The organism is Micromonospora sp. NPDC049139 (assembly GCF_055586845.1).
Genome location: NZ_JBVJHK010000001.1, coordinates 1 through 23,725, shown reverse-complemented (window position 1 = coordinate 23,725; position 23,725 = coordinate 1). Strand labels below are relative to the sequence as shown.

Annotated in this window: 25 protein-coding genes and 1 pseudogene; 10 read left to right on the top strand and 16 right to left on the bottom strand. The window is 72.9% G+C overall.

Annotation, left to right across the window (positions count from 1 at the left end; all coding sequences use genetic code 11):
* Positions 1–193 precede the first annotated feature (193 nt).
* A pseudogene (locus ACZ6Q9_RS00130) lies at positions 194–439 on the bottom strand (winged helix-turn-helix transcriptional regulator); the annotation flags it as partial.
* A 234-nt stretch (positions 440–673) separates the two neighbouring features.
* On the opposite strand from ACZ6Q9_RS00130, the gene ACZ6Q9_RS00125 reads away from it, so the two are divergent.
* Positions 674–1,375, top strand: coding sequence for an alpha/beta fold hydrolase (locus ACZ6Q9_RS00125; protein ID WP_393449942.1), 702 nt, complete (start codon positions 674–676; stop codon positions 1,373–1,375).
* A gap of 512 nt (positions 1,376–1,887) precedes the next feature.
* Here ACZ6Q9_RS00125 and ACZ6Q9_RS00120 read toward each other — a convergent pair.
* The 6 genes from ACZ6Q9_RS00120 to kdd form a co-directional block, all read right to left on the bottom strand.
* On the bottom strand, positions 1,888–3,225 hold the full coding sequence (locus ACZ6Q9_RS00120; protein WP_393449939.1) for a glutamate mutase L: 1,338 nt from the start codon (positions 3,223–3,225) through the stop codon (positions 1,888–1,890).
* Entirely contained in the window at positions 3,222–3,614 is a 393-nt protein-coding gene (kal, locus tag ACZ6Q9_RS00115; protein WP_350705426.1) for a 3-aminobutyryl-CoA ammonia lyase, read from the bottom strand. Before kal ends, ACZ6Q9_RS00120 begins: the two co-directional genes overlap by 4 nt.
* Positions 3,611–4,381, bottom strand: coding sequence for a lysine 5,6-aminomutase subunit beta (gene kamE / locus ACZ6Q9_RS00110; protein WP_466021384.1), 771 nt, complete (start codon positions 4,379–4,381; stop codon positions 3,611–3,613). Before kamE ends, kal begins: the two co-directional genes overlap by 4 nt.
* 20 nt (positions 4,382–4,401) lie before the next feature.
* On the bottom strand, positions 4,402–5,964 hold the full coding sequence (kamD, locus tag ACZ6Q9_RS00105; protein WP_393449936.1) for a lysine 5,6-aminomutase subunit alpha: 1,563 nt from the start codon (positions 5,962–5,964) through the stop codon (positions 4,402–4,404).
* 67 nt (positions 5,965–6,031) lie between these two features.
* Positions 6,032–7,600 carry an amidohydrolase gene (locus tag ACZ6Q9_RS00100; protein WP_393449933.1) on the bottom strand — a complete coding sequence of 523 codons (1,569 nt, stop codon included), beginning with the start codon at positions 7,598–7,600 and terminating at the stop codon, positions 6,032–6,034.
* Between the two features lie 5 nt (positions 7,601–7,605).
* Positions 7,606–8,667: an L-erythro-3,5-diaminohexanoate dehydrogenase gene (gene kdd, locus ACZ6Q9_RS00095; RefSeq protein WP_466021375.1), complete on the bottom strand. Its 1,062-nt coding sequence runs from the start codon at positions 8,665–8,667 to the stop codon at positions 7,606–7,608.
* Between the two features lie 142 nt (positions 8,668–8,809).
* On the opposite strand from kdd, the gene ACZ6Q9_RS00090 reads away from it, so the two are divergent.
* Both ACZ6Q9_RS00090 and ACZ6Q9_RS00085 read left to right on the top strand, forming a co-directional pair.
* The gene (locus ACZ6Q9_RS00090; RefSeq protein ID WP_350705418.1) at positions 8,810–10,219 is read left to right on the top strand and encodes a KamA family radical SAM protein; all 1,410 of its coding nucleotides are present in this window, start codon (positions 8,810–8,812) and stop codon (positions 10,217–10,219) included.
* 153 nt (positions 10,220–10,372) lie between these two features.
* Positions 10,373–10,702 (top strand): ArsR/SmtB family transcription factor, encoded by a 330-nt coding sequence (locus ACZ6Q9_RS00085; protein WP_393449927.1) that lies wholly within the window; start codon positions 10,373–10,375, stop codon positions 10,700–10,702.
* Positions 10,703–10,887: 185 nt separating this feature from the next.
* On the opposite strand, the gene ACZ6Q9_RS00080 is transcribed toward ACZ6Q9_RS00085, so the two are convergent.
* Positions 10,888–11,082, bottom strand: a complete 195-nt coding sequence (locus ACZ6Q9_RS00080; protein WP_393261983.1) for a CsbD family protein — start codon at positions 11,080–11,082, stop codon at positions 10,888–10,890.
* Positions 11,083–11,254: 172 nt separating this feature from the next.
* Between ACZ6Q9_RS00080 and ACZ6Q9_RS00075 the strand changes: the two genes are divergently transcribed.
* On the top strand, positions 11,255–11,866 hold the full coding sequence (locus tag ACZ6Q9_RS00075) for a histidine phosphatase family protein (RefSeq protein WP_393449924.1): 612 nt from the start codon (positions 11,255–11,257) through the stop codon (positions 11,864–11,866).
* On the opposite strand, the gene ACZ6Q9_RS00070 is transcribed toward ACZ6Q9_RS00075, so the two are convergent.
* From ACZ6Q9_RS00070 to ACZ6Q9_RS00055, 4 genes are all read right to left on the bottom strand, one after another.
* Complete coding sequence (locus ACZ6Q9_RS00070) at positions 11,796–12,302, bottom strand: Lrp/AsnC family transcriptional regulator (protein WP_357461989.1); 507 nt, start codon at positions 12,300–12,302, stop codon at positions 11,796–11,798. The two genes, ACZ6Q9_RS00075 and ACZ6Q9_RS00070, sit on opposite strands and share 71 nt — an antisense overlap.
* Positions 12,303–12,397: 95 nt before the next feature.
* A complete protein-coding gene (locus tag ACZ6Q9_RS00065; RefSeq protein WP_393261991.1) occupies positions 12,398–13,540 on the bottom strand; it encodes an acyl-CoA dehydrogenase family protein in 1,143 nt (380 codons plus the stop codon).
* On the bottom strand, positions 13,537–14,652 hold the full coding sequence (locus ACZ6Q9_RS00060; RefSeq protein ID WP_396827088.1) for a M24 family metallopeptidase: 1,116 nt from the start codon (positions 14,650–14,652) through the stop codon (positions 13,537–13,539). The genes ACZ6Q9_RS00065 and ACZ6Q9_RS00060 overlap by 4 nt, the downstream gene beginning before the upstream one ends.
* A 120-nt stretch (positions 14,653–14,772) precedes the next feature.
* Positions 14,773–15,654, bottom strand: a complete 882-nt coding sequence (locus tag ACZ6Q9_RS00055) for a winged helix-turn-helix transcriptional regulator (RefSeq protein WP_396827090.1) — start codon at positions 15,652–15,654, stop codon at positions 14,773–14,775.
* Between the two features lie 84 nt (positions 15,655–15,738).
* Here ACZ6Q9_RS00055 and ACZ6Q9_RS00050 point away from each other — a divergent pair, with 84 nt between their 5' ends.
* A complete protein-coding gene (locus tag ACZ6Q9_RS00050) occupies positions 15,739–17,007 on the top strand; it encodes an MFS transporter (protein WP_396827138.1) in 1,269 nt (422 codons plus the stop codon).
* Positions 17,008–17,023: 16 nt separating this feature from the next.
* On the opposite strand, the gene ACZ6Q9_RS00045 is transcribed toward ACZ6Q9_RS00050, so the two are convergent.
* Positions 17,024–18,112, bottom strand: coding sequence for a DUF4037 domain-containing protein (locus ACZ6Q9_RS00045; protein WP_396827092.1), 1,089 nt, complete (start codon positions 18,110–18,112; stop codon positions 17,024–17,026).
* Between the two features lie 116 nt (positions 18,113–18,228).
* Here ACZ6Q9_RS00045 and ACZ6Q9_RS00040 point away from each other — a divergent pair, with 116 nt between their 5' ends.
* The 3 genes from ACZ6Q9_RS00040 (at position 18,229) to ACZ6Q9_RS00030 (ending at position 20,476) form a co-directional block, all read left to right on the top strand.
* Entirely contained in the window at positions 18,229–18,456 is a 228-nt protein-coding gene (locus ACZ6Q9_RS00040; RefSeq protein WP_396827094.1) for a hypothetical protein, read from the top strand.
* Between the two features lie 86 nt (positions 18,457–18,542).
* Positions 18,543–19,442 carry a 5'-3' exonuclease gene (locus ACZ6Q9_RS00035; protein WP_393262611.1) on the top strand — a complete coding sequence of 300 codons (900 nt, stop codon included), beginning with the start codon at positions 18,543–18,545 and terminating at the stop codon, positions 19,440–19,442.
* A gap of 362 nt (positions 19,443–19,804) precedes the next feature.
* Entirely contained in the window at positions 19,805–20,476 is a 672-nt protein-coding gene (locus ACZ6Q9_RS00030; RefSeq protein ID WP_393449912.1) for a hypothetical protein, read from the top strand.
* A 239-nt stretch (positions 20,477–20,715) separates the two neighbouring features.
* On the opposite strand, the gene ACZ6Q9_RS00025 is transcribed toward ACZ6Q9_RS00030, so the two are convergent.
* Positions 20,716–21,048, bottom strand: a complete 333-nt coding sequence (locus ACZ6Q9_RS00025) for a hypothetical protein (protein ID WP_393262007.1) — start codon at positions 21,046–21,048, stop codon at positions 20,716–20,718.
* A gap of 215 nt (positions 21,049–21,263) precedes the next feature.
* On the opposite strand from ACZ6Q9_RS00025, the gene ACZ6Q9_RS00020 reads away from it, so the two are divergent.
* Positions 21,264–21,605, top strand: a complete 342-nt coding sequence (locus ACZ6Q9_RS00020; protein ID WP_393449909.1) for a hypothetical protein — start codon at positions 21,264–21,266, stop codon at positions 21,603–21,605.
* Between the two features lie 589 nt (positions 21,606–22,194).
* Here ACZ6Q9_RS00020 and ACZ6Q9_RS00015 read toward each other — a convergent pair.
* Both ACZ6Q9_RS00015 and ACZ6Q9_RS00010 read right to left on the bottom strand, forming a co-directional pair.
* Positions 22,195–22,680, bottom strand: a complete 486-nt coding sequence (locus tag ACZ6Q9_RS00015) for an NUDIX hydrolase (RefSeq protein WP_393449906.1) — start codon at positions 22,678–22,680, stop codon at positions 22,195–22,197.
* 100 nt (positions 22,681–22,780) lie between these two features.
* Complete coding sequence (locus ACZ6Q9_RS00010) at positions 22,781–23,353, bottom strand: GNAT family N-acetyltransferase (protein ID WP_466021374.1); 573 nt, start codon at positions 23,351–23,353, stop codon at positions 22,781–22,783.
* Positions 23,354–23,369: 16 nt separating this feature from the next.
* Here ACZ6Q9_RS00010 and ACZ6Q9_RS00005 point away from each other — a divergent pair.
* Positions 23,370–23,725: transposase family protein (locus ACZ6Q9_RS00005; RefSeq protein ID WP_396828806.1), on the top strand; the 356-nt coding region annotated here is incomplete at its 3' end.

Sequence of the window (23,725 nt, the reverse complement as noted above, 5' to 3'; positions counted from 1 at the left end):
AGCGCTCGCCGCCGCCCCGGCTGATCCGCAGCCCGGCCCGGTCGGCCTCGGCGACGAACCGGTCGGCGCCCAACCGCAGCGCCACCGGCGCCGCCGGCCCGCCGGCGGGGCCCGGGTCGTACGTGGTGCGCAGGGCGAGCATCAGGGCGTCGACGCTCAACCGACCGGTGGCGGGCAGCGGCTGCCGGCTGCCCCACCGGCCCAGCGCCAGCAGGCTCTCCTCCAACTCCCGGCCCCGCGGGGTGAGCTCGTACACGCGGGCGCTGGCCGGGGGGCCCAGGGTGCGGCGGGTCACCACGCCGGCCCGTTCCAGCTCGCGCAGCCGCGCGGACAGCACGTTCTGACTCATGGTGGGCAGGCCACGGCTGAGGTCGGAGAAGCGTTTCGGGCCGAGCAGCAGCTCCCGGACGACCAGCAGCGCCCAGCGTTCGCCGACCACGGCCAGCGCGCGGGCCAGCCCGCACAGATCGTCGTAGGAACGCACCCGCCCAGCGTAGCCGTGGCGCTTGCCCAAACGAAGCGAGCACTCCTAATGTAGGAGCAAACGGTTCGAGGGAGGCCCCATGACCGCGACCACCGCCCTGCCGCAGGGCGACCTACGACTGCTCGACCATCCGGTGGCCCGGCGCCTGGGCGACGGCACCGCCGAGGACTTCGCCGCCCGGGGCCGGTCGTGACCTACGTGCTGATCCCCGGCGCGGGCGGCAGCGCCGACTACTGGCACCTGCTCGTCGACGAGCTGCGCCGCCGCGGCCGCGAGGCGATCGCCGTGGACCTGCCCGCCGCCGACGACACCGCCGCCCTGCCCGAGTACGCCGCCACCGTCCGCGCCGCCATCGGCGACCGGAACCGGGTGGTGCTGGTCGCACAGTCCCTCGGCGCGTTCACCGCCCCACTGGTCGCCGACGACCCGCGGGTGACGATGGTCGTCCTGGTCAACCCGATGATCCCCGCCCCCGGTGAGACGGCCGGGCAGTGGTGGGCGGCCACCGGCCACGCGCAGGCCCGCGCCGACCACGCCGTCGCGCAGGGCCGCACCCCCGACGACCACGTCGACCTGGCGGTGGACTTCTTCCACGACGTCCCCGAGCCGGTGGTGGCGCGCCTCACCGCCGCCGACGCGCCCGACGAGTCGCCGGCGGTGTTCACCCGCCCCAACCCGCTGCGCCGCTGGCCCGACGTGCCCACCCGCGTGGTCACCGGCCGCGACGACCGGTTCTTCCCCGCCGACTTCCAGCGCCGCCTGGCCCGCGAACGCCTCGGCGTCGACGTCGACGTGCTGCCCGGCGGGCACCTGATCGCGCTGAGCCAGCCGCGACGCCTCGCCGACCAACTCGACGCCTACCACACCCCGGCCCCACCCGCCGACCGCTGAGACGCGGCGGTCAGATCGAGCCGTTCGCCGTTTGTTCATCGCCCACGGGGAAGCCCGTCCCGGCCGGCAGGCGACACCGCGCCGGTGGAACACGCTCCGCCCGCTGAACGGAGCCTGGCCGCAGAGACGAAAATCGGGGCGCGGCTTGCGCCGCGCCCCGATGCTCCCAGGCCCTTCCCGGCCGGTGGGGCGAGAACGAGCTACGCCGACCTTCGGACCGACCCGACGCGGACTGGCTGCCCCCGCCTGGCCGTTGTCTACTGGCCGTGCACCTCACCCTGCCCGTACACCGGTAACCGCGGCCGGTTCGCGCCGCCCCGCCGACCCCCGCCCGCTGGACCTGGCCGCCGCGACGCACTGCACATGTCGCTCGGCCAGCGGACGAAGGGACGAAGCGAACAACAGCCGCTTCCCGTAGTAGGACTCAAAGACGGTACGGCGTGGACCCCCGCCGCTGTCAACCCACCCGGGCCTGTCGTGTGTTGCAACACGGCGTGTCGCGTCGGCGAGTCTCAATCCGTGGCCAGGTGGCGGCGCAGCAGCGCCCCCGCCGCCGCCGGATGCTCGGCGGCGAGCAACCCACCGGCGGCCAGCACGTAGTCCACGTCGACGACCGGCCGGGCGGCACGCGGCAGCGGCCACCCGCCCGCGTGGTCGGTCAACACCGCGGAGAGCACACCCGCCGCGTCGGCCGGCGCGGCGTGCCGCAGCACCCCACCGGAGCCGACGAGCAGCCGCACGTCCCGCAGGTCCCGGCCGGCCCGCTCACCCGTCGCCGCGCCCCGGGCGTGCCGCCGCAACGCCACCGTCGCCGCCAGGGCCGCGATCCGGGCGTCCACAGCCCGGTCGACGTCCCCCGCGGGCAGGAACCCCGGGTCGTCGGCACGCACCACCGCCGCGGCCGCCAGATCGTCGCCCTCGACGTCGCTCAGCAGCCGCTCCTCGACGGCGGCCCGCACCACCCCCGGCGCGCTCCACCGCATGCCCAGGTCCCCCTCCACGGTCCGGGCCCGCCACAGCGAACCCGCCACCTCCCGGCCCGGCCCCGTGGCCCGCTCGTCGGGCGTCAGCACCGAGTACACGTCGGTGGTGGCGCCACCGACATCCACCACCACCAGGTCACCGCCGAGGGCGTCGGCGAGCACCTCCACGCCGGTCAGCACCGCGTCGGGCGTGGCAGCCCGCACCAGCCGCGCGAACCGGGGCCCCCGCGACAGCCGCTTCCCGCCGATGACGTGCCGCAGGAACACCTCCCGGATCGCCGCCCGCGCCGACGCCGGCGCGAGGACCCCGATGCGGGGCAGCACGTTGTCGGCCACCGTCACCGGCACTCCCGCGCCGGCCAGCAGGGCGTACAGGTCGTCGCGGACGTCGACGTTGCCCGCGAGGACCACCGGCACCCGCCAGCGGGCCTTAGCCAGCCGGGTCGCGTTGTGCGTCAACGTCTCGGCGTCACCGCCGTCGGTGCCGCCCACCAGCAGCACCACGTCCGGGCGGGCCGCCCGCAGCCCCGCCAGCTCCGCCGCGCCGAGCCGCCCCGCCGCCACGTGCACCACGTTCGCGCCCGCCGACAGACCCACCCGCCGGCCCGCCTGCGCGGTCACCAGGTGCTCGTAGCCCACCACGGCCAGCCGCAACCCACCACCGGCCGACGAGCACACGTACCACGGCACGTCACCCACCGGCAGGCCCGCCGTGGCCGCCCCGACCGCGGCGTCCAGGCCGTGCAGCACGTCCGTGCCCACCGTCGTGGGCGCCGCCGCCGCCGCGACCAGCGCGCCGCCGTCGAGGTCCACCACCGCCACCTTCGTGTACGTGGACCCGACGTCGGCGCAGACCGCGTGCCTCACGCCGCCGGCGGGACGACCACCGTGCCGGTCGCGGTGACCGCCACGATCGGTTCGTCGAGGACCTCCGCCGCCGACTCGCCCCGGTCCGGGCGGCCCCGGCACACCACCCGCGCCTCGAAGTCGATGGTGCGGCTGCGGGTGCCCACCCGGGTCACCGTCGCCGTCACCTCCAACACGTCCCCGGCCCGCATGGCACCGCGGAACTGCACGTCCGAGTACGACGCGAACAACCCCTCGTCGCCGTCGGTGCGGATGCACACCTCCGTCGCCACATCCCCGAACAACCCCAACGCGTACGCCCCGTCGACCAGGTTGCCCGCGTAGTGCGCGTGCGAGTAGGGCACGTACCGCCGGTGGGTGACGGTCAGACCGACCCGGGAATCACTCATGCCTTCGCCTTCTTCTCCGTGATCAACGCGTGCACCAGATAGCTCGCCACCTCGCCCGGCGTGGTGCCCCGGCCGAAGATCCGGTCCACGCCCAACTCGCCGGCCATCGTCTCGTCGAACCGCGGCCCACCCACGATCAGCAGCGGCCGGCGTCCCGCCGGCATCGCCTCCCGGAACGCCGCCGACATCTCCCGCGTGTTGTGCAGGTGCGCGTCGCGCTGCGTCACCACCTGCGACACCAGCACCGCGTCGGCCTTCTCCACCCGGGCCGCCTCCACCAACTCCGGCACGCTCACCTGCGCACCCAGGTTCGTGACCTTCAACTCCCGGTAGTACTCCAGGCCCTTCTCCCCCGCGATGCCCTTGACGTTGAGGATCGCGTCGATGCCCACGGTGTGCGCGTCCGTGCCGATACACGCCCCCACCACCGACAACTTGCGCCGCAACCGCTGCTTCACCACCGCGTTGACCTCCTTGGCCGACAGCAGCGGGAAGTCACGCTCCACCACCTGCACCGCCGACAGGTCCACCAGGTGGTTCACCCGCCCGTACACCACGAAGAAGGTGAAACCGTCACTCATCGGCTTGGCGTGCACCAGCATCGCCGGGTCGATGCCCATCTTGTTCGCCAACTGCACCGCCGCGCCCTCGGCCCGCTTGTCGTGCGGCACCGGCAACGTGAACGACACCTGCACCATGCCGTCGCCCGTGGTGTCCCCGTACGGCCGCACGATCTTCTTCTCGGCGGCCCCGCCGCCCGGCGCCACCGCGCCGACCTCGACGGCGCTCACGCCGCATCCCCTTCCAGGATCTCCGTGGCCGGGTTGAAGTAGTCGGCCTCGTGCGCGGCCACCCCCGCCAGACCCTTGCCCCGGTCCGCCGGCCGCTTCATGATCCCGAACGTGCCCTCGGCGATCGCCGTCAACAGCGACTGCTCCCCGATGCGCTCCAGCAGATCCACCGCCTCACCGAGCACCCGGTTGGCCCGCTGCTGGATGAACCCGCCCGGCGCCGGCACGAAATCCTCGTGCAACCCACCGGCCGCACCCAGCACGTACCGCACGTTCTGCAGCGCGATGTCCCGGTCCGACAACCACGGCGTCACCACCGCCTCGGTCATCATCCCCACCAGCAGGATCCCCTGACCCGTCATCGTGCCCACCAGGTTGAAGAACCCGTCCAGCAGGTTCCCCCGGAACACGTCCCCCGTCATGTGCTTCGTCGGCGGCATCCACTTCAGCGGCGCGTCCGGGAACAACTCCCGCGCCAGCAGCGCGTGCGCCAACTCCAACCGGAACGACCCCGGCACATCCGGGTTGATCTCGAACGCGTGCCCCAGGCCCAACTGCCAGTCCTGCAGCCCCGCCTCGTGCGCGAAGAACTCGTTCAGCAACTGCGACACCGTCACCGTGTGCGCCTCGTCCACCGCGTCCGCGGTGGTCAGGTAGTTGTCCTCACCGGTGTTGATGATGATCCCCGCCCGCGCGTGCACCTGCCGCGAGAACCGCTGGTCCACGAACGTACGGATCGGGTTGATGTCGCGGAACAGGATCCCGTACATCGAGTCGTTCAACATCATGTCGAGCCGTTCCAGGCCGGCGAGGGTCGCCATCTCCGGCATGCACAGCCCCGACGCGTAGTTCGTCAGCCGCACGTACCGGCCCAACTCCTTCGACGACTCGTCCAACGCCGCCCGCATCAGCCGGAAGTTCTCCTGCGTCGCGTACGTGCCGGCGAACCCCTCCCGGGTCGCGCCCTCCGGCACATAGTCCAGCAGCGACTGCCCCGTCGACCGGATCACCGCGATGATGTCCGCACCCGCCCGCGCCGCCGCCTGCGCCTGCGGAATGTCCTCGTAGATGTCCCCCGTCGCCACGATCAGGTAGATCCACGGCCGCTGCTTCGGATCCCCGTACCGCTTGACCAGACGCTCCCGCTCGACACGGCGCCGGTCGACCAGCCGGATACCGGCCGCCACGGCCTTCCGCGCCGCCTTCCGCGCCACCGTGGCCGCCTTCCCCGACGGCACCTCGAACCGCACCGACCCCGCCGCCGCCTTCTGCGCCAGCAACGTCACATCGGCGATCTGCTCCCGCGCCATGGCGTCGAACACCGGCACCGCCACCCCGTGCCCCAACCCCACGTCCGCGACCACCGCGTCGACGAGCCGGTTCACCCACGGAATGCCATCCGGGTCGGCGCCGGTCACCCCCGCCAACCGCAGCACCGCCCGCTCCACCGACACCGTCGTGTGGCTGCGCGCCAGATCCACCACCGGCTGCCCGGCACGGCGCGCCAACTCCCGCGCCCGCGCCACCAACCGCGGATCCAGGTCAAGCTTGCCCGTCACACCGTCACCTCACTCCGGCCCGCGACGACGCGACCCGCGCCCCCACCGAACCACCCGCCACGCTCGCTCACGCCGACCCTTCCTCGTAGATCACGTCACCACGCAGCACCGTGCGCCGACACACCGGCAACGGCGTCGGATCCTCCGGACCCCGCGCCTCCAGGTCCTCGGCCAACAACACCGGCAGACCCCGCTCCACCCCCGCCGGCGTCGACCACACCGCGAACGTCGCCGGCGCCCCCAACGCCAGCACACCCTCGTTGTCCAGGTGCACCGCCCGCCACCCGCCACGCGTGTGCGCCGCGAACGCCGCCCGCACACTCATCCGCTGCGTCGGATTGTGGTGCCACACCGCCGCCCGCACCGAACCCCACGGATCCAACGGCGTCACCGGCGAATCCGACCCGAACGCCAACGCCACCCCGACCCCGTGCATCGCCCCCATCGGGTTCGACTCCAACGACCGGTCCAGACCCAACCGCGACTCGTACATCCGGCCCGCACCGCCCCACAACCGGTCGAACGCCGGCTGCATGCTCGCCACGATCCCGTACTCCACGAACCCGGCGATCAGCCGCTTGTTCATGATCTCCGCGTGCTCCACCCGGTGCCGCGCCGCCCGCACCCGATCCGTGCCCAGCTTCTCCGCCGCGCCCGCGAAACCCTCCAGCACCGTCGAGATCGCCGCATCACCGATCGCGTGGAACCCGCCCTGCATGCCGTGCGCCGCGCAGTCCAACAGATGGTCCCGCACCTGCTCCGCCGAGACGTACCCGTGCCCGCAGCCCCCGTCGCCGTCCAGGTAGTCCCGCGACACATGCGCCGTACGCGACCCCAACGCCCCGTCGGCGAACAGGTCACCCCCCGCCCCGACCGCGCCCAACTCCCGGGCCCGCGCCGCACCCAGCAGCTCACCCCAGTACCCGTACACCTCCGCCACGCCGTCGCCCGACAACGCCAGCAGGCCCGTGAAGTCCTCCTCGTCGGAGATCTCCGGACCACCGCACTCGTGCACCGCCGCGATGCCCAACGACGCCGCGTGCGCCAACGCCGCCCGCTGCGCCGCCACCCGCTGCGCCCGCGTCACCGACCCGAACGCCGCCGCCCGCACCACGTGGTGCGCGTCACGCCGCAACCAACCCGACGGGTCGAACCCCACCGCCGACGCCGCCTCCGGACACGCCGCCAGCAGCGCCGCCGACACCAACGCCGAATGGATCGACGCCTGCGACAGATAAACCCGCCGCCCCCCGGCCGCACGATCCAGCGTCGCCGCATCCGGCAGATCCGGCACCGGCCAACTCGACTCGTCCCACCCGTGCCCCAGCACCACCGCGTCCGACGGCAATCCCGCCACGAACGCCGCCACCGCGTCCAGCAACTCCCCCGCCGACCGCACCGCCGACAGGTCCAGCCCCGACAACGCCAACCCCGTGTCGGTCGCGTGCACGTGCGAATCCACGAACGCCGGCGTCACCAACGCCCCGTCCAGGTCCACCACCCGGTCGGCCGCCGGCGCGTCCGCGTCCGCCCCCAACCACGAGATCCTGCCGTCGGTCACCAACAGGGCCGTCGCGCTCGGATCGGCCGGACAGTGCAGCACGCCGCCGCGGTACAGAGTCGAGGGGTTCGTCATGACAATCAGTCTGCCGCCAGCCGCGACTCGAACAGCGCCCGGACCCCCGGCTCCGACCGCAACAACCCCAACGCCAACTCCGCGTGCCCCGGCACGTAGCCGTTGCCCACCAGCATCGTCACGTCCGCCGCCAGACCCTCCGCGCCCAACGCCGCCGCCGCGAAACTCGTCGCCATCGAGAAGAAGACCACCGTGCCGCCGTCCGCGGTCGCCAGCACCGCCCCGTGCTCACAACCCGGCACGTCCACGCAGACCACCGTCACGTCGGCCGGCGCACCCAGCGCCGTGGTCACCGCCGACGACAACGCCACCGGATCCCGCGCGTCCGCCAACGCCACCGCGTCCGCCAGACCCGCCGCCGTCAGCGCGTCCCGCTCCGCCGCCACCGGCACCACCCCGACCGTACGGCCGGCGCCCGCCCGCCGCGCCGCCGCGAGGGACAACGACCCGCTCTTGCCCGCGCCACCGATCACCGCCACCCGCACCGGCGACGCGTCCCCCGCCCGCTCCCGGTCCGCCACGTGCCGCGCCACCACCCGCGAGGTCAACGCCGGCGCCCCGCACACGTCCAGCACCGCCAGGGACAACTGCGGATCCAGGTCCGCCGGCAGCACCGCCGCGATCGACCGGGCGAACAGGATCGCGTACCCGTCGCACGGCACCTGCTCGCTGCGCCCGTCCCACCGCGCCAGCCCGTCGAGGATCGTCAGCGGCGTCAGCGTCAGCGACACCAGCGTCGCCACCCGCTCCCCCGCCTTCAACCCCAGCGGGGAACGCCGCCCCGCCTCCTCCACCGTGCCGATCAGCATCCCGCCGGAACCGGTCACCGGGTTCTGCATCTTCCCCCGGGTCGACACGATCTCCAGCACCTCGGCGCGGACCGCGTCGCCGTCACCGCCGTGCTTCTCCCACAGTTGCCGGAAGCTCGCCGCGTCCAGGTTCAACCGCTCCACCCGGATGCGGACCTCGTTCGCCGCGATCTCCGGGCTCGCGTCGAGCCGCCACGCCGCCTGCGGCAGCACCCCCGCCGGTTCGACAACGCGGTGCAGACCCACCGGTGACGTCACGCCGACCACCCCCTGTCAAGCCGCCCGAAGCCCCGGCCAGGGCTCGCGTAGCGGGAAAACTTCCGGCAGACTAATTTCTTCACCGGATATTTTCCAGTAGCCTTCGGAATCGCTGATCAACTGCACCACCCGAGGAGGGGCCGTGACCCAGACACAACCGGTGGAGACCATCCCAGCGTCCCGCCCCGCGCCGGTCGCGGTCCCCACCGCCGGACAGCCCTACGAATACCGCCGCGCACCCCTCGTCGAACCCGACTGGACCCGCTTCCCCGGCTGGCGCCACGTCACCCGCGACCAGTGGGAGAACGCGCAGTGGCAGCGCGTCAACTGCGTCAAGAACATCAAGCAGCTACGCACCGTGCTCGGTGACCTCGTCGACGAGACCTTCTACGCCGACCTCGAGGCCGACCAGAAGGCCCTGGCCACCATGTCCATGCTGGTGCCGCCGCAGATGCTCAACACCATGGTCCCGTTCGCCCCGATGACCACCGAGGCGCTCCTCGCCGACCCCATCCGGCGCTACATGATCCCCGTCGCCTCCGACCGGCGCACCGACTGGCCCTCCCACCCGTACGCCAGCCGCGACTCCCTGCACGAACACGACATGTGGGTCGCCGAAGGCCTCACCCACCGCTACCCCACCAAGGTCCTCGCCGAACTGCTCTCCACCTGCCCGCAGTACTGCGGCCACTGCACCCGCATGGACCTCGTCGGCAACTCCACCCCCACCGTCGACAAGCTCAAGCTCACCCTCAAGCCCGTCGACCGCTACGACGCCCACATCAGCTACCTCAAGGCCCACCCCGGCGTCCGCGACGTCGTCGTCTCCGGCGGCGACGTGGCCAACGTCCCCTGGAAGAACCTCGAGTCCTACCTGATGCGGCTGCTCGAGATCGAGACCATCCGCGACATCCGGCTCGCCACCAAGGCGCTCATGGGCCTGCCCCAGCACTGGCTCCAGCCCGACGTCGTCGAGGGCCTCGAACGCGTCGCCCGCACCGCCGCCCGCCGCGGCGTCAACCTGGCCATCCACACCCACGTCAACCACGCCCAGTCGCTCACCCCGCTGGTCGCCAGGGCCGCCCAGACCGCCCTCGACGTCGGCGTCCGCGACGTCCGCAACCAGGGCGTGCTCATGCGCGGCGTCAACGCCACCGCCCCCGACCTGCTCGACCTCTGCTTCGCCCTCCAGGGCGAGGCGGGCATCCTGCCGTACTACTTCTACATGTGCGACATGATCCCCAACGCCGAACACTGGCGCGTCCCGGTCTGGCACGCCCAGCAGCTCCAGCACGACATCATGGGCTACCTGCCCGGCTACGCCACGCCGCGCATCGTCTGCGACGTCCCCTTCGTCGGCAAGCGCTGGGTGCACATGCTCACCGAGTACGACCGCGAGCGCGGCATCTCCTACTGGACCAAGAACTACCGCACCTCGATCGAGTCCGCCGACACCGAGGCGCTCAACAAGCGCTACGCCTACTACGACCCGATCGACACCCTGCCCGAGACCGGGCAGAAGTGGTGGGCCGACCACCGCGTCGACGACTGACCCACCCGCACCCCACCACCCCCGGCGCCGACCACCGGCTCCGGGGGTGGCACGTCTCCGGCCCACGGCGACACGTCCGCACGACGGTTCACCCGGTTTGCCGTAGGCGGCGGCCACCTCGATCAGTACATCACTGGGTGTACTATCCGCAGCGTGGAGACGTTGACGCACGGGCAGGTGTTGGCCCGCTTCGGTCATGCCCTGTCGGACCCGACCCGGGCGCGGCTGCTGCTGGCGCTGCGCGACGGGCCGGGATACCCAGCGGAACTGGCCGAACTGCTGGGCACGACCCGGCAGAACCTGTCGAACCACCTGTCGTGTCTGCGCGGCTGCGGCCTGGTCGTCGCGGCGCCGCAGGGCCGCCGCACCCGGTACGAGCTGGCCGACGCCCGGCTGGCGCACGCCCTCGCGGACCTGCTCGGTCTCGTGCTGACCGTAGACCCGGCCGCCTGCCCGGATTCCGACGAGCAGGGCTGCTGCTGATCAACCTGACGCCGGTGGCGCCATCGACCGTCAGCAAACGGATGGCACGCTACGGGCCGGACACCACCCAGATCCAGGCCGCAGTCCTCAGGCCGCGTTCTGGGCTGGAAGCTGCGACCGGGCCCGTTCCCCGTGCGCGATGACGGACCCCGGCATGCGCGCCAGGGTCCGTCATCGCGCACGGGTCACCGGGTGAAGGCGTCCTTCGCGTCGCGGCCGGCTTCCTTCATGCGCTCGCCGGCCTGCCGGGCACGCGCGTCGCTCTGCTGCGTGGCGCCCTCGCCCCGCATCCGCTCATTGTCGGTGACGTCGCCGATCCGCTCCTTGGCCGCGCCGGTCAACTGCTCGACCTTGTTCTTCGCCTTGTCGGTGAAGCTCATGTCGCCTCCCCTGCCTCTGCGCCGGGCCGGCCCCTCCGTGCCCTCGTCCGACTGCGTGCCCGCACCCGGCAGCCGGAAACCTCGGCTGTGTCGGGTGGTGGGGCGCACACCCTTTATGGCGTCCTAGGAAGCTAGGTGAACGGGAGTGACGGGCTTCTGGTTGACTGGACGAATGGGAGAGATCCTGCTGATCCGGCATGGCGAGACCACCTGGAGCGCCAGCCGCCGGCACACCTCGTACACCGACCTGCCGCTCACCCCCGACGGCGAGCGGCAGGCCCGCGCCCTCGGCGGGTTCCTCGCCGGCCGGCACGTCGCCGCCGTCCTCACCAGCCCCCGGGCCCGGGCGCTGCGCACCGCCCAGCTCGCCGGCCTCCCCGTCACCGGCACCGACGACGACCTCGCCGAGTGGCACTACGGCGACTACGAGGGCCGCACCACCGCCGACATCCACGACGACCACCCGAGCTGGAACCTCTGGGCGGACGGCTGCCCCGGCGGGGAGTCCCCCAGCGAGGTCGGCGAGCGCGTCGACCGGGTGCTCGCCCGGGTCCACCCGCTGCTCGACCGGGGCACCGTGGCCCTCGTCGGGCACGGCCACAGCCTGCGGGTGCTCGGCGCCCGCTGGGTCGGCCTGCCGCCGTCGGCCGGCGGGCTGCTGCGGCTGGACACCGCCACCGTCAGCGTGCTCGGTCATGAGCACGGCCGGCGGGTCATCCAGCGGTGGAACCAGCCGGTTCCCCCGCCGAGCGGGAACGCGCCCGAGCCTGGAGCTCGGCACTGATCTTCGGCGGCCGGTTCTCGTACGGGGTCGACAGCACCACCGTCGTGCGGGTGGTCACGTTCGCCGCCGTCCGGATCTCCTGGAGCACCCGCTCCAGGTCGGTCGGGCTGGCCACCCGCACCAGCAGCAGGTAGAAGTCCTCCCCCGCCACGGAGTAGCACGAGTCGATCTCCGGCAGGTGGGCCAGCCGCTCCGGGGCGTCGTCCGGCTGGGACGGGTCGAACGGCCGGATCGCCACGAACGCGGTCAGCGGCAGGTCCAGAGCCTCGAAGGAGACCCGGGCGGCATACCCCTTGATCACGCCGCGCTGCTCCAGCCGGCGCACCCGCTGGTGCACCGCGGACACCGACAGGCCCACCTTCTCCGCCAGATCCGTGTACGACAGCCGACCGTCAGCGGTCAGTGCGGCGACGATGGCGCGGTCGATCTCCTCCACGGCGTGCAACCTACCGGGAAAACCGCCCGGCTGCGACGACGCGCCCCCGCCGGCACGACGCGGCGTACGCGTCGTGCCGGCCCGTCGGGGCACCGTCAGCCCTTCGCGAGCGCCCGGGAGATGACCAGCCGTTGGATCTGGTTGGTGCCCTCGACGATCTGCAGCACCTTGGCCTCACGCATGTAGCGCTCCACCGGGTGGTCGGTCACGTAGCCGGCGCCGCCGAGCACCTGCACCGCGTCGGTGGTGACCCGCATCGCCACGTCGGTGGCGAACAGCTTCGCCTTCGCCGCCTCGATCGAGTACGGCCGGCCGGCGTCGCGCAGCCGGGCCGCAGAGAGCATCAGCGCCCGGGCGGCGGAGATCTGGGTGGCCAGGTCGGCGAGGGTGAAGCCCAGCCCCTGGAAGTCGATGATCGCCCGACCGAACTGCTGCCGTTCCTTCGCGTAGCCCACCGCGTAGTCCAGTGCCGCCTGGGCCAGCCCCACCGCGCAGGCGGCGATGCCGAGACGCCCCGAGTCCAGGGCGGACATGGCGATGGTGAAGCCCATCCCCTCCCCGCCGATGAGCCGCTCGGTCGGCACCCGGGCGTCGTCGAAGGCGACCTGTGCCACCGGCGAGGCGTGCAGGCCCATCGTCCGCTCGGCGGCCTGCGGAGCGATGCCCGGCGTGCCCCGGTCGGCCAGCAGGCAGGAGATGCCCTTCGGGCCGGGCCCGCCGGTGCGGCAGAAGATGTTGTAGAAGTCCGCCACCCGGGCGTGGGTGATCCACGCCTTGGTGCCGGTGACCACGTAGGAATCGCCGTCCCGCACGGCCTTCGTGGTCAGGCTGGCCGCGTCCGACCCGCCCTGCGGCTCCGAGAGGCAGTACGCCCCGAGCAGTTCCCCGCCGACCATGTCCGGCAGCAGCTTGCGCTGCTCGTCGGTGCCGAACTGGGCGAGCGGGTAGCAGGACAGGGTGTGCACGCTGACCGCCTCGGCGACCGCGAGCCAGCGGCTGGCCAGGATCTCCAGCACCTGCAGGTAGACCTCGTACGGCTGGGCGGCGCCGCCGTGCTCCTCGGCGTACGGCAGGCCGAGCAGGCCCGCCCGGCCGAGGGTGCGCAGCACCTCGCGGGGGAACTCGGCGCGCTCCTCGAACCCGGCCGCCTTCGGGGCGAGCTCCCGGTCGGCGAGTTCGGTGGCGAGGTCGAGCAGGTCGTGGGCCTCGTCGGTGGGGAGGATCCGGTCGACAGTCATAGCGCGATGAGCTCCGTGGGGGTGGTGTTGAGCCGTTGCACGCCGTCCGTGGTGCAGACGACGATGTCCTCGATGCGGGCGCCGTGCCGGCCCGCCAGGTAGATGCCCGGTTCGACGGAGAACGCCATCCCCGCCTCCAGCGGGCGGGCGTTGCCGGCCACCACGTACGGCTCCTCGTGGCCGTCCAGACCGATGCCGTGGCCGGTGCGGTGCAGGAACGCCGCGCCGTGGCCGGCGGCGGCGATCGGCTCCCGCGCGGCGGCGTCGACGGCCTCGGCGGTCACTCCGGGGCGGACCGCGGCCACCGCCGCCGCCTGGGCGGCACGCAGCACCTCGTAGTACTCGGCGAACTCGGCCGGCGGCGGACCGCCGGCGACGTAGGTGCGGGTGCAGTCGGAGCGGTAGCCCGAGGGCATGGTGCCGCCGATGTCCACCACCACCGGCTCGCCGACGCCGATCGGCCGGTCGGAGGTGCCGTGGTGCGGGCTGGCGCCGTTCGGGCCGGCGGCGACGATCACGAAGTCGACGGTGACGTGGCCGGCGGCCCGGATCGCCGCGCCGATGTCTGCGGCGACCTCCGTCTCGGTGCGCCCCGGCCGCAGCCACTCCCCCATCCGGTCGTGCACCGCGTCGATCGCCGCGCCCGCCTCGGCCAGCGCCGCCACCTCCGCCGGGGACTTGCGGATGCGCAGCTCGCGCAGCGCCTCGGAGGCCAGCCGCTGGGTGGCGCCGGGCAGCGTGGCGCGCAGGGCGAGGACCTGCTCGGCCCACATCCGGTCGGCCAGCCCGACCGCCGCCACCGGCCCGCCGAGGGCGGCGGTGACGAGAGGGTACGGGTCCGTGCCGTCGGCGTGGTCGACGATCCGCACGCCGGTGGCCGGGGCCGGGGACGCCTCGGCGGCCGGCCGCTCCAGGGCGGGCACGACCAGCGTCGGCTCGCCCTCGGCGGGCAGCACCAGGCAGGTCAGGCGCTCGCCGGCGTGCGCGTCGTAGCCGGTCAGGTAGCGCAGGTCTGAGCCGGGGGTGAGCAGCAGCGCATCCAGCCCGGCGGCGGCGGTGGCGCGCTGCGCGGCGGCCAGCCGCTGCGGCGGGTACAGCTTCTCGGATCCCACACCGGTCAGCTTAACGGTCGTTCGGGCGCCGACCCAGCCCACCCGACGCTCCGGCGGGCGCTCCCGGACGAGGCGCGGGCGGCGGCCCGGCGCGCCGACGGGCGCTGCCCGGCCGGACGCTCAGAGGGCGGCCCGGCGGCGGACGAGGGCGAGCATCTCGTCGACGGAGCCGGCGGGGTCGGTCACCGGGAACTGCACCGCGCGGACGACGGCGTCGGAGCCGACCAGCAGGGTCAGGCGCTTGAACCGCTCGACGCCGCCGGCGCGGAAGGTGGGCAGCGACAGGCCCGCCGCGAGCCGGCCGTCCTGGTCGGACAGCAGCGGGAAGGGCAGCTCGGCGTGCGCCACGAAGTCGGCGAGCTGGTCGGGCCGCTGGGTGCTCACTCCGAGGACCCGCGCGCCGGCGGCCCGGAAGTCCGCGTGCCGGGCGGCGTAGCTGGTGGACTCCAACGTGCAGCCGGCCGCGCCGGGGATCTCCCCCCAGCCCGGCGGAAGGGCCCGTGCCCCGGGCGCGAACGCCCCGGGGAAGAAGTAGAGCACGTTCCAGCCCCGCGCGTCGGCCGGCGCGACCGGCCGGCCGTCGTGCCCGGGCAGGACGACGTCGGGCAGCCGCCGGCCGACCAGGTCGTGCACGCGGCGCGCCTCGGCGGAGGCGGCGTCGGCGGTCGCGGTGAGGTCGCCGTCGCCCATCACGTACCGGGTGCCCCAGTCCTGCAGGGCGATGAGCACCGGCAGCAGGCCCTCGCCCTTGGCGGTGAGCAGGTAGTCGAAGCGGGGCGGGTGCGCGGAGTAGGGCCGTCGCTCCAGCACGCCGTGCGTGACGAGCCCGGCCAGGCGTTCGGTCAGCGCCCGGCGACTGACGCCCAGCTCGCGGTGGAGCGCGTCGAAGCGGGTCGTCCCGCCGGCGACCTCGCGCACGATGAGGAACGTCCACCAGTCGCCGAGGACGCCCAGCGCCTGCGCGATGCCGCAGTCCGCGTCCGCCAGGTCGGCCCGCCGCACATCCCACCCCCGCCCGCTCCGTCGCCCTCGACTATAGTCCGTTTCAAATTGGAACTCACTGGCTCGCGGACGGGGGCGGACGACATGGGCGTCGGGCATGCAGCCGGGGTGTTCTGGCGGTGGTGGGCCGCCGGCACGACCAGCGCGGTCGGGTCGGCGGTCGGCGCCGTGGCGCTGCCGTTGACCGCGCTGACGGTGCTCGACGCCACCGCGTTCGAGATGGGCCTCATCGCGGCGGCCAGCTACGTCGCCTGGCTCGTGATCGGGCTGCCGGCCGGCGTCGTCACGCAGCGGCTGCCGCTGCGCGGGACGCAGGTGGGCGCCGACCTGGCCCGCGCGCTGGCCGTCGCGTCGGTGCCGGTCGCGTGGTGGTCCGACCGGTTGACCGTCGCCCACCTGGTGGTCACCGCGCTGGTGGTCAGCTTCGCCACGGTGCTCTTCGACGTGGCCAACTCGACCTTCCTGCCGAGCATCGTCGACCGGGACCAACTGCAGTCCCGCAACAGCCTGACCTCCGCCACGCACGCCACCACCCAGCTCGGCGGGCCGCCGCTCGGCGGCCTCGCGGTGCAGGCGCTCGGCGCGGTGCCGACCCTGCTCGTCGACGCCGCCGGCTATCTCGTCTCGGCGGCCCTGCTCCGTTCCCTGCCCGCCCGCCGCGTCGACGCGCCGGACCGCTGGCCGCCGGTCGGGGAGATGATCCGCGAGGGCTGGCGCTTCGTGGCGTACCACCCGGTGATGGGCCCCGGCATGTGGGCCGCGACGGCGGTGAACTTCGTCTGCGGCGCGCAGCTCGCGCTCTACCCGCTGCACCTGGTGCGCGAGCTGCACGCCCCGGCGGGCCTGGTCGGCCTGCTGCTCGCCGTCGAGGGCATCGGATCGCTCGTGGGGGCCGCGCTGACGTCCCGGATCACCGCCCGGATCGGGACCGCCCGGGCCCTGGTCGTCGCCGGCTTCGTGTCGGTCGGCGGGGCGTTCGTCGTCCCCTGGGGCACCGGCTGGCCGGCGTACGTCGCCTTCGCGGTCGGCAACGTCGTCTTCGCGGCCGGCATCGTGGTGCTCAGCGTGACCACCCGGACCTACCGGCAGATCGCCAGCCCGCCCGAGCTGCTCTCCCGGGTGATGGCGACCGTCCGGTTCGTCTCCTGGGGAGCCATCCCGGTTGGCGGCCTGCTCGCGGGCGCCCTCGCCGGCGTCGCCGGGACCCGCGCCACCCTGCTGGTCTTCGCGTTCGCGGCGGCCTGCGCGCCCCTGGCGCTGCTGCTGTCCCCCGTCCGGCGCCTGCGCGACCTCACCGACCACGACCGGGCGGCCGACGACCGCCGGGCGAGCCCCGTACCGGCGGGCCGCTGACGGCCCGACCCCGCGCTCAGCCCGGCCCGTCCGGCACGACGGGCAGCGCGCCGGCCAGCCGGCGGGCCCGGTCGGCGTGGGTCAGCAGGTCCACGCTGTCGACGAACTGGTCGACCGCACCGACCGGCGGCCGCCCGCGCAGGGCCGGGTCGGTGACGGCGGCGTGCAGCGCGGCGGCGACCCGGCCGGCGTCCAGGACCAGGAAGGGCCGGCGGTGGAAGGGGCGCGGCCGGGCGCCCACCGGCGCCGCCAGCCCGGTGTCGTCGGTCCAGGCCGCGACGGCCTCCAGCGCCCGGACCAGCCCGTCCTCCCGGCGCGGCCAGTCGCCCGGGCCCAGCGCGTCGGCCAGGGCCGCGACCACGGGCCCCGCGCCGGGCAGCCGGCCGAACACCGTGCCCAGCCACTTGTCGTACGGCGGCCAGCGGCGGCGCAGCAGCAGGCCGAGCCGCATCACGTCCCGGGCCAGCCCGGCGGTGACCATCCGGCTGCCGACGTCATCGCCGACCTCGGCACAGCGGCCGGGCAGGTGTTCCGCCTGGGCGACGCGGGTCCACCCGGCGGCGAGCACGTACCGCCACACGTCGTCCGGGTACCACCGCAGCGCCGCCCGCGCCCCGGTGAGCGCCCCGTCGAGGCCGTCGTGGAAGACCTCGCCGCCGGTCACCTCGGCCAGCCGCTGGGTCGGGATGGCCAGCCAGTCGGCTGTGGTGACCCCGGCGGCCGGGTCGAAGCCGAGCCGGTCGCGCCACCAGCCGACCAGCTCGTCGATCTTCACCCCGTGCCGGACGCCCGCCGGGTCGACCACGCCGAGGCGGCCGTGGCCGGCGAACCGGGTCGGCCAGCCGAGGAAGTCGGCCGGCAGGTCGGCGTCCAGCGCGGCGTGCAGCCGCGGGATCCGCCACGCGTCGGCAGCCGCCACGAAGAGCTGCGCCCGCGGCCCCCAGTCGTGGTCCGTGGAACGCGCGGTGTCCAGCCCGAGCAGCTCCGAGCCGCCGTCGAGCAGGCCGGCCGCGTAGCGCAGGCCGGGAAAGCGCCGGCGCAGGATCGGCGCGAGCACCTCGTCGTGGAACCGTCGGCCGAGCGTCAGGCCGGGAACGAACGTCACACCGGCCAGTCTGCGCCCCTCGTCGGGGCGCTCGCAGCACGGTTCCGGCACGACCGGCCGGTCGCGCCGATAGCCTGGAGCCGCGAGCGCCCCGCCGGCGGAGAGGAGCGACAGCCGTGGCACCGAACGACCCGGCCCGCGCCGCGGCGCGCCGCCGCCGCCTGCTCTGGTCCGGGATCCTCGCGGTCGCCGGCCTGGTGCTGCTGATCGTCGGCCTGACGATCGCCGACGGTACGGCGGCCTGGATCGAGATGGCGCTCGCGGTCGCCCTGCTGGTCACGAGCTACGCGGTGCAGTACCTGGCCCGCCGCGAGACGCTCTACTCCGGTGACGAGCGCCCCTGACCGCCGGGCTGTCCCCGCCGTGCCGTACCCCCCGAACGTCGGTGCGGTGTGCCAGGCTGTCGGGCGTGGCACAGCGACCCCCGATCATGCTCATCGACGCGCCCAGCCTCTACTTCCGGGCCTTCTTCGGCATCCCCGAGTCCGCGGCCCGCGCCGCCGACGGCAGCCCGGTCAACGCGGTGCGCGGCTTCCTCGACATGCTGGCGGCCCTGATCCGCACCCGCCGGCCCGACCGGATGGTCTGCGCCATGGACCACGACTGGCGACCCGAGTGGCGCGTCGCGCTGCTGCCGTCGTACAAGGCGCACCGGCTGGCTCCCGAGGGCGGCGAGGTGGTGCCCGACACGCTCAGCCCACAGGTGCCGCTGATCCTGGAGGTGCTCGACGCCGTCGGCATCACCCACGTCGGCGCGGCCGGCTACGAGGCCGACGACGTGCTCGGCACCCTGTCGGTGACCCAGCCGGCGCCGGTCGAGGTGGTCTCCGGCGACCGGGACCTGTTCCAGCTCGTCGACGACGCCCGCCCGGTGCGACTGCTCTACGTCGGGCGGGGCGTGGCCAAGTTGGAGGACTGCGACGACGCCGCCGTGCGGTCCCGCTACGGGGTGCCGGCCGCCCGGTATGCCGACTTCGCCGCCCTGCGCGGAGACCCGAGCGACGGGCTGCCCGGGGTGCCGGGCGTGGGCGAGAAGACGGCCGCCCGGCTCGTGGAACGCTACGGCGACATCGCGGGCATCCTGGCCGCCCTGGACGAGCCGGGTTCCGGCTTCGCCCCCGGGCTGCGCACCAAGCTCGCCGCCGCGCGGGACTACCTGGCCGTGGCGCCGAAGGTGGTCCGGGTCGCCCTCGACGTGCCGCTGCCCGAGCTGGCCACCGCGCTGCCCAGCGCCCCGGCCAACCCGGACCGGCTGCTGGAGCTGGCCGGCGAGTGGAACCTGGCCGGCTCGGCACGCCGTCTGGTCGACGCCCTCGCCCAGCGCGCCTGACCACGTCCGCGAGGGTCGGGGTCTCCACGCCGGGGATGTACGCCTCAGCAGGCGTTCGTTCATCGCCATCTCGGTCTTGACCATCCCCGGGTTGACGGGGTTCACCCGGATGTCCTCAGTTCGTTCGCGAGGGCGGCGACAGCCGCGGCGGCGCTTGCCGAGAGAGGGGGCCCTACGGATCGGGCACCACCTCGATGCGCTCACGCGTCACCGAGCCGATCAGGACCACCGCCAAGGCCGATCGGAAACGGCGGTCGGTGCGACCGTTGCCGGCGCCCCCGGTGTCGCCAATCCGTCGGTGTCTATGCGGCGTGCGGCACGTAGCGTCGTGGCAACCGATCGGATGCGTGGAAGGGGTTCTCGTGACTGAGCTCACCGCACCGCAGCTCGTGGTGAACAGCCGGATGATCTATTTCGGTTGGGTTCCGGCCGACCCCGACGCGGTTGCCGCGTTGGTGCCGGAGGGCCTCAAGCCCGCCCCGAACCGGCAGGTCTTCATGAACCAGTACGTCGTTGACGACGCCGCGCAGACGTCCGGCTTCGGCGCATACTCGCTGACGTATCTCGGTCCGGACCTGTCTGGAGTCGACGCCCCGGACGGGGTGACCCCCGGCCGCTGGTGGACGCACTACTTCAACTCCAGCCCGGTGGTACGCGACTACGCCGCCGCCCGGGGCGCGCCGGCGAGCGCGGGCACCACCACGATCGAGGTGAGGGGGCACCGGCTGGTCGCCACCACGGAGGCGGACGGCGTACCGGTGATCCGCACGACGGCCCGGGTCGGCCGCACCGGTGATGCCGTGAACCGGGGACAGCTCCGCTACCTCACTCAACTCGGCGGCAGGCTGGTGAGCGGGAACTACCCCTTCGTGGCGGAGCCGGTCGACCCCTTCGAGATCGAGTCGGTGGAGTTCCTGGCACCCGGCCACTCGGTCTACGCCCTGCGCCCCGCTGAGCCGCTCGAAATCGTCTGGGGCTTCTATTCACCACGCTCGTCCTTCGCCTACCCTGGCGGTGAGTCGGCGCTCGACTGAGCGGGACCCGCGCTGCGACGGCGAGGGCCTGCGGATCGGCAGCCAGTGTGGCGGCGCCGGGTGGTCGAGGTGGTCCGACGTCACCTCCTCCAGCTCCGGCAACAAATCAGTGACCTGCCGAGCGCGATGATCAGCACCATGCCGTGGCCGAACCACCTCGCATCGGGTGTCATCATGGCCGCAAAGATCCTCGGTCACGTCGGAAACATCAGGCGTTCCCCGACATAGCGGCCACCGCACTAGCGGGCGGCCTTGTCACGGATGGATCGCGCGTGCTGAAAGGCACCCAGCAGGGCGGTGACGAGGCCAGCCACCAGCAGGATCCTTACCACGTTGAACAGCACCGCGTCGGCCGTGGAGTGGGGCGGGAAGATGTCCTTGACGAGCCAGCCGACGCCCACCCCCAGCCCCAGGCAGGCGTGCATCGTGGCCCGCAGGCGCGGGAAGGGCTGCGGGCGGCCGAAGATCCGGGGCACCGCCGTGCCGCCACGGCTCCTGGCGAGCAGCACGGCGGCGACGGCCAGGTTGGCCACGGCGGCCACGACGGCCAAGACCAGGTCCACGGATCCCATGGGGCCGCACGCTATCGTACGGATGCTCGCGGCTGGGATCAGCGGAAGTCGAACTCCTCGTGGTGGATCGACGTGGCCGGCACACCCATCCGACGGAAGGCGCGGGACAACGCCCGCGTCATGCGCGGCGGGCCAGCCGCCACCGCCGCGCGGACAGCTCGTCCATCAACCGGCATCTACATAACGAACCCGGGCGGTCATATTAGACTCCGCAGGTGGGTGTCGATGTTGAACTGATCCGAGTCGAACAGCAGGGCACGAGCCCGCGAAGACGTCGCGAGTCGCGGGTAGCACTGATCGGCGACGTTCAGTTTCGCCTCGCATCGGCGCTGGAGCGGGTCCAGCATCGCGGGAGGACGCCGATGCTGGACCGGATCGACCCGTACGGTCTGCTGGAACTCACGTCGGTCGAGATGCCTCAGTTCCTCAGCGAGTTGGATTTCCTTGCCGAGCGGGCAGAAGGTGCGGGCGAGGAGCAGATCCTGAGTGAGGTACGACGCGTGGCCGAAACATGTCGGGACAGCGAGGCCCTGTGCCTCCGCTTCCTCGGTGATTAGGATCGACATCGACCCAGGTCCGCCGTGCCGGCCAATGCCAGCCGAAGGCCGCCAGCAGGCCGAGTGTGGCGGATCTGCGCAGCGCAGATCCTAGAGGGATTTTCCGGCAGCGCCGGGCGTAGACCCTGTGCCATGACCTGCGCCGTTACGAGTCGCTCCCCCGGCACTGGTCATTGGCCTGGTCCGCGTTGCCGGCACGGTGTCCCGGTCCGCGACCTGTCGCACATGCTCGCCGACTGGCTGCTAGTTTGGCCGCTGCCCTGTCTCTCGCTGGGATCATTCGGGTTGCTGCGACAGGGATGGCTGGCTATGACGGACGAGATGGTCTCCACCGGGACGGCCATAACTGGCCCCACCCACGGGCTGACTGTCGCTGTTCCCGGTTAACGAACGTAGTCGGCGCTGGTGCTTACCGAGCGGCGATTGGCGCCGACCCGCGCGTTGTCTGCGGCAGATCCGGTAAACGACAGATCGAGAACGGTTCGGGAGGCGAACACGCTGTAGTCCGTCCGCGGGGCTCGTCGCCGCGGTCCAGCAAGGTCTCGGGGCATCTTGGTCATCAGCAGGACAGGGACGTGGCAAATGTCCTTCACCCGTTGGGGTAGGTGACAACCGGCTCCGCTTCCGGATCGGAATACGCCCAATGGGCGCCCGGCTGAGCCTGACGGGTGAGGACCGCAACTGACGGCTCCGACAGCGGCCGGTAGGGCAACTCATGAAGCAAGCGGCTTGCTTCTTCGACGGGGAACCAGCGGGCCTCCTGAACCAGACCATCTGGGTCGCGGACGTGCAGGGTCGGATCCACCACGTCGACGGTGAAGTTCCACACCCGGCTGACGGTGACTGCTCCGGTCACCGCCGCCGTGCCATGAAGAACGAGGTCCGCGGTTGCGACGACCAGACCTGTCTCCTCGGCCAACTCTCGACAGGCGCCCTCAAACGGCGTCTCGTGGTCCTCGATCCGCCCGCTCGGGATGTTCCAGTAGGGGCCGCCCCACCGTGGGTACTCCTCGTACACGAGAACGACTTTGTCGTCGTGATGTGCGAGAACGCCGGCGTACCGGGACCGACTCATGCTTGGCACGGGGGCCATTCAACCTCACCTCAGCACCGCGCACGGGCACGGGCACGGGCACGGGCACGGGCACGTCACAGCTTTCACTATCTGCGGCATTTCAGTGCGTTCCACCGCACCAGTCCCTGGCGCTGATCGCGAACCGTCGGTAGTGGGTCGGCTGGCCGAGGAAAGTACCCTCGTCGCCTCTGCCGGTTTCGACCAGACCGAGGCGCTGAAGGATGCGGACGGAACGCTGGTTGGCATCCATGGCCTCAGCCCAGACCAGCTGCAGCCCTAGGTGGTCGAACGCGTAGTCGAGAGCTGCAGCCCCGGCGAGGCGCCCAAGCCCCTGACCCCAGCGACCTCGCTCGCCGATTACGAACCCCAGTTCACGTCGGTGGGGCTCGTCGCCGTGGAGATCGACATAGCCGACGAGGAGGCCTCCGTGGATCGCCCCCAGTCTGATCAGGCCGGGGGGAGGTGACTCGATGAGAGTCTGGTGAAAGCGCTGGCGCTCGGTGAAGGGCAGGTCGGCAGTCCAGTCAGCAGTTCGACAGAACTCGGGGTCTGCTGCCCACTCTGCGATCACATCGGCGTCCTGCAGTTCCAAGGGGCGCAGGGTCACGGGATCTTCTGATTCATCCACATCGCGGAGCCTAAGGGACGTCTCGTAACTGGGTCTCGCGTCCATCGTGGATCATGGTGGGGTGCAGGTGATCTCGGCAGGCCGCCCGGAGTGGATCTTCCCGTTCACCGGGCTGCAGCCCGCCCAGTTCCGCAGGCTGGTCCGGCTGGTCGCCGAGCGCGGCGGTGACGGCATCGCCGACGGCCGGCCGGGCCGGCAGTGGGCCCTCGACCTCCCGGATCGGGTGTTGCTGGTCGCCGCCTACTGGCGTACGAACCTGACGATGCGCCAGATCGGCCCGCTGTTCGGGGTGTCGCACTCCGCAGCGCACCGGGTCATCGACACCCTCGCGCCGCTACTGGCCCTGGCGCCAGTGCGTAAGCGGCCGGTCGAGCAGATCGCCATCGTCGACGGGACTCTGATCCCCACCCGCGATCA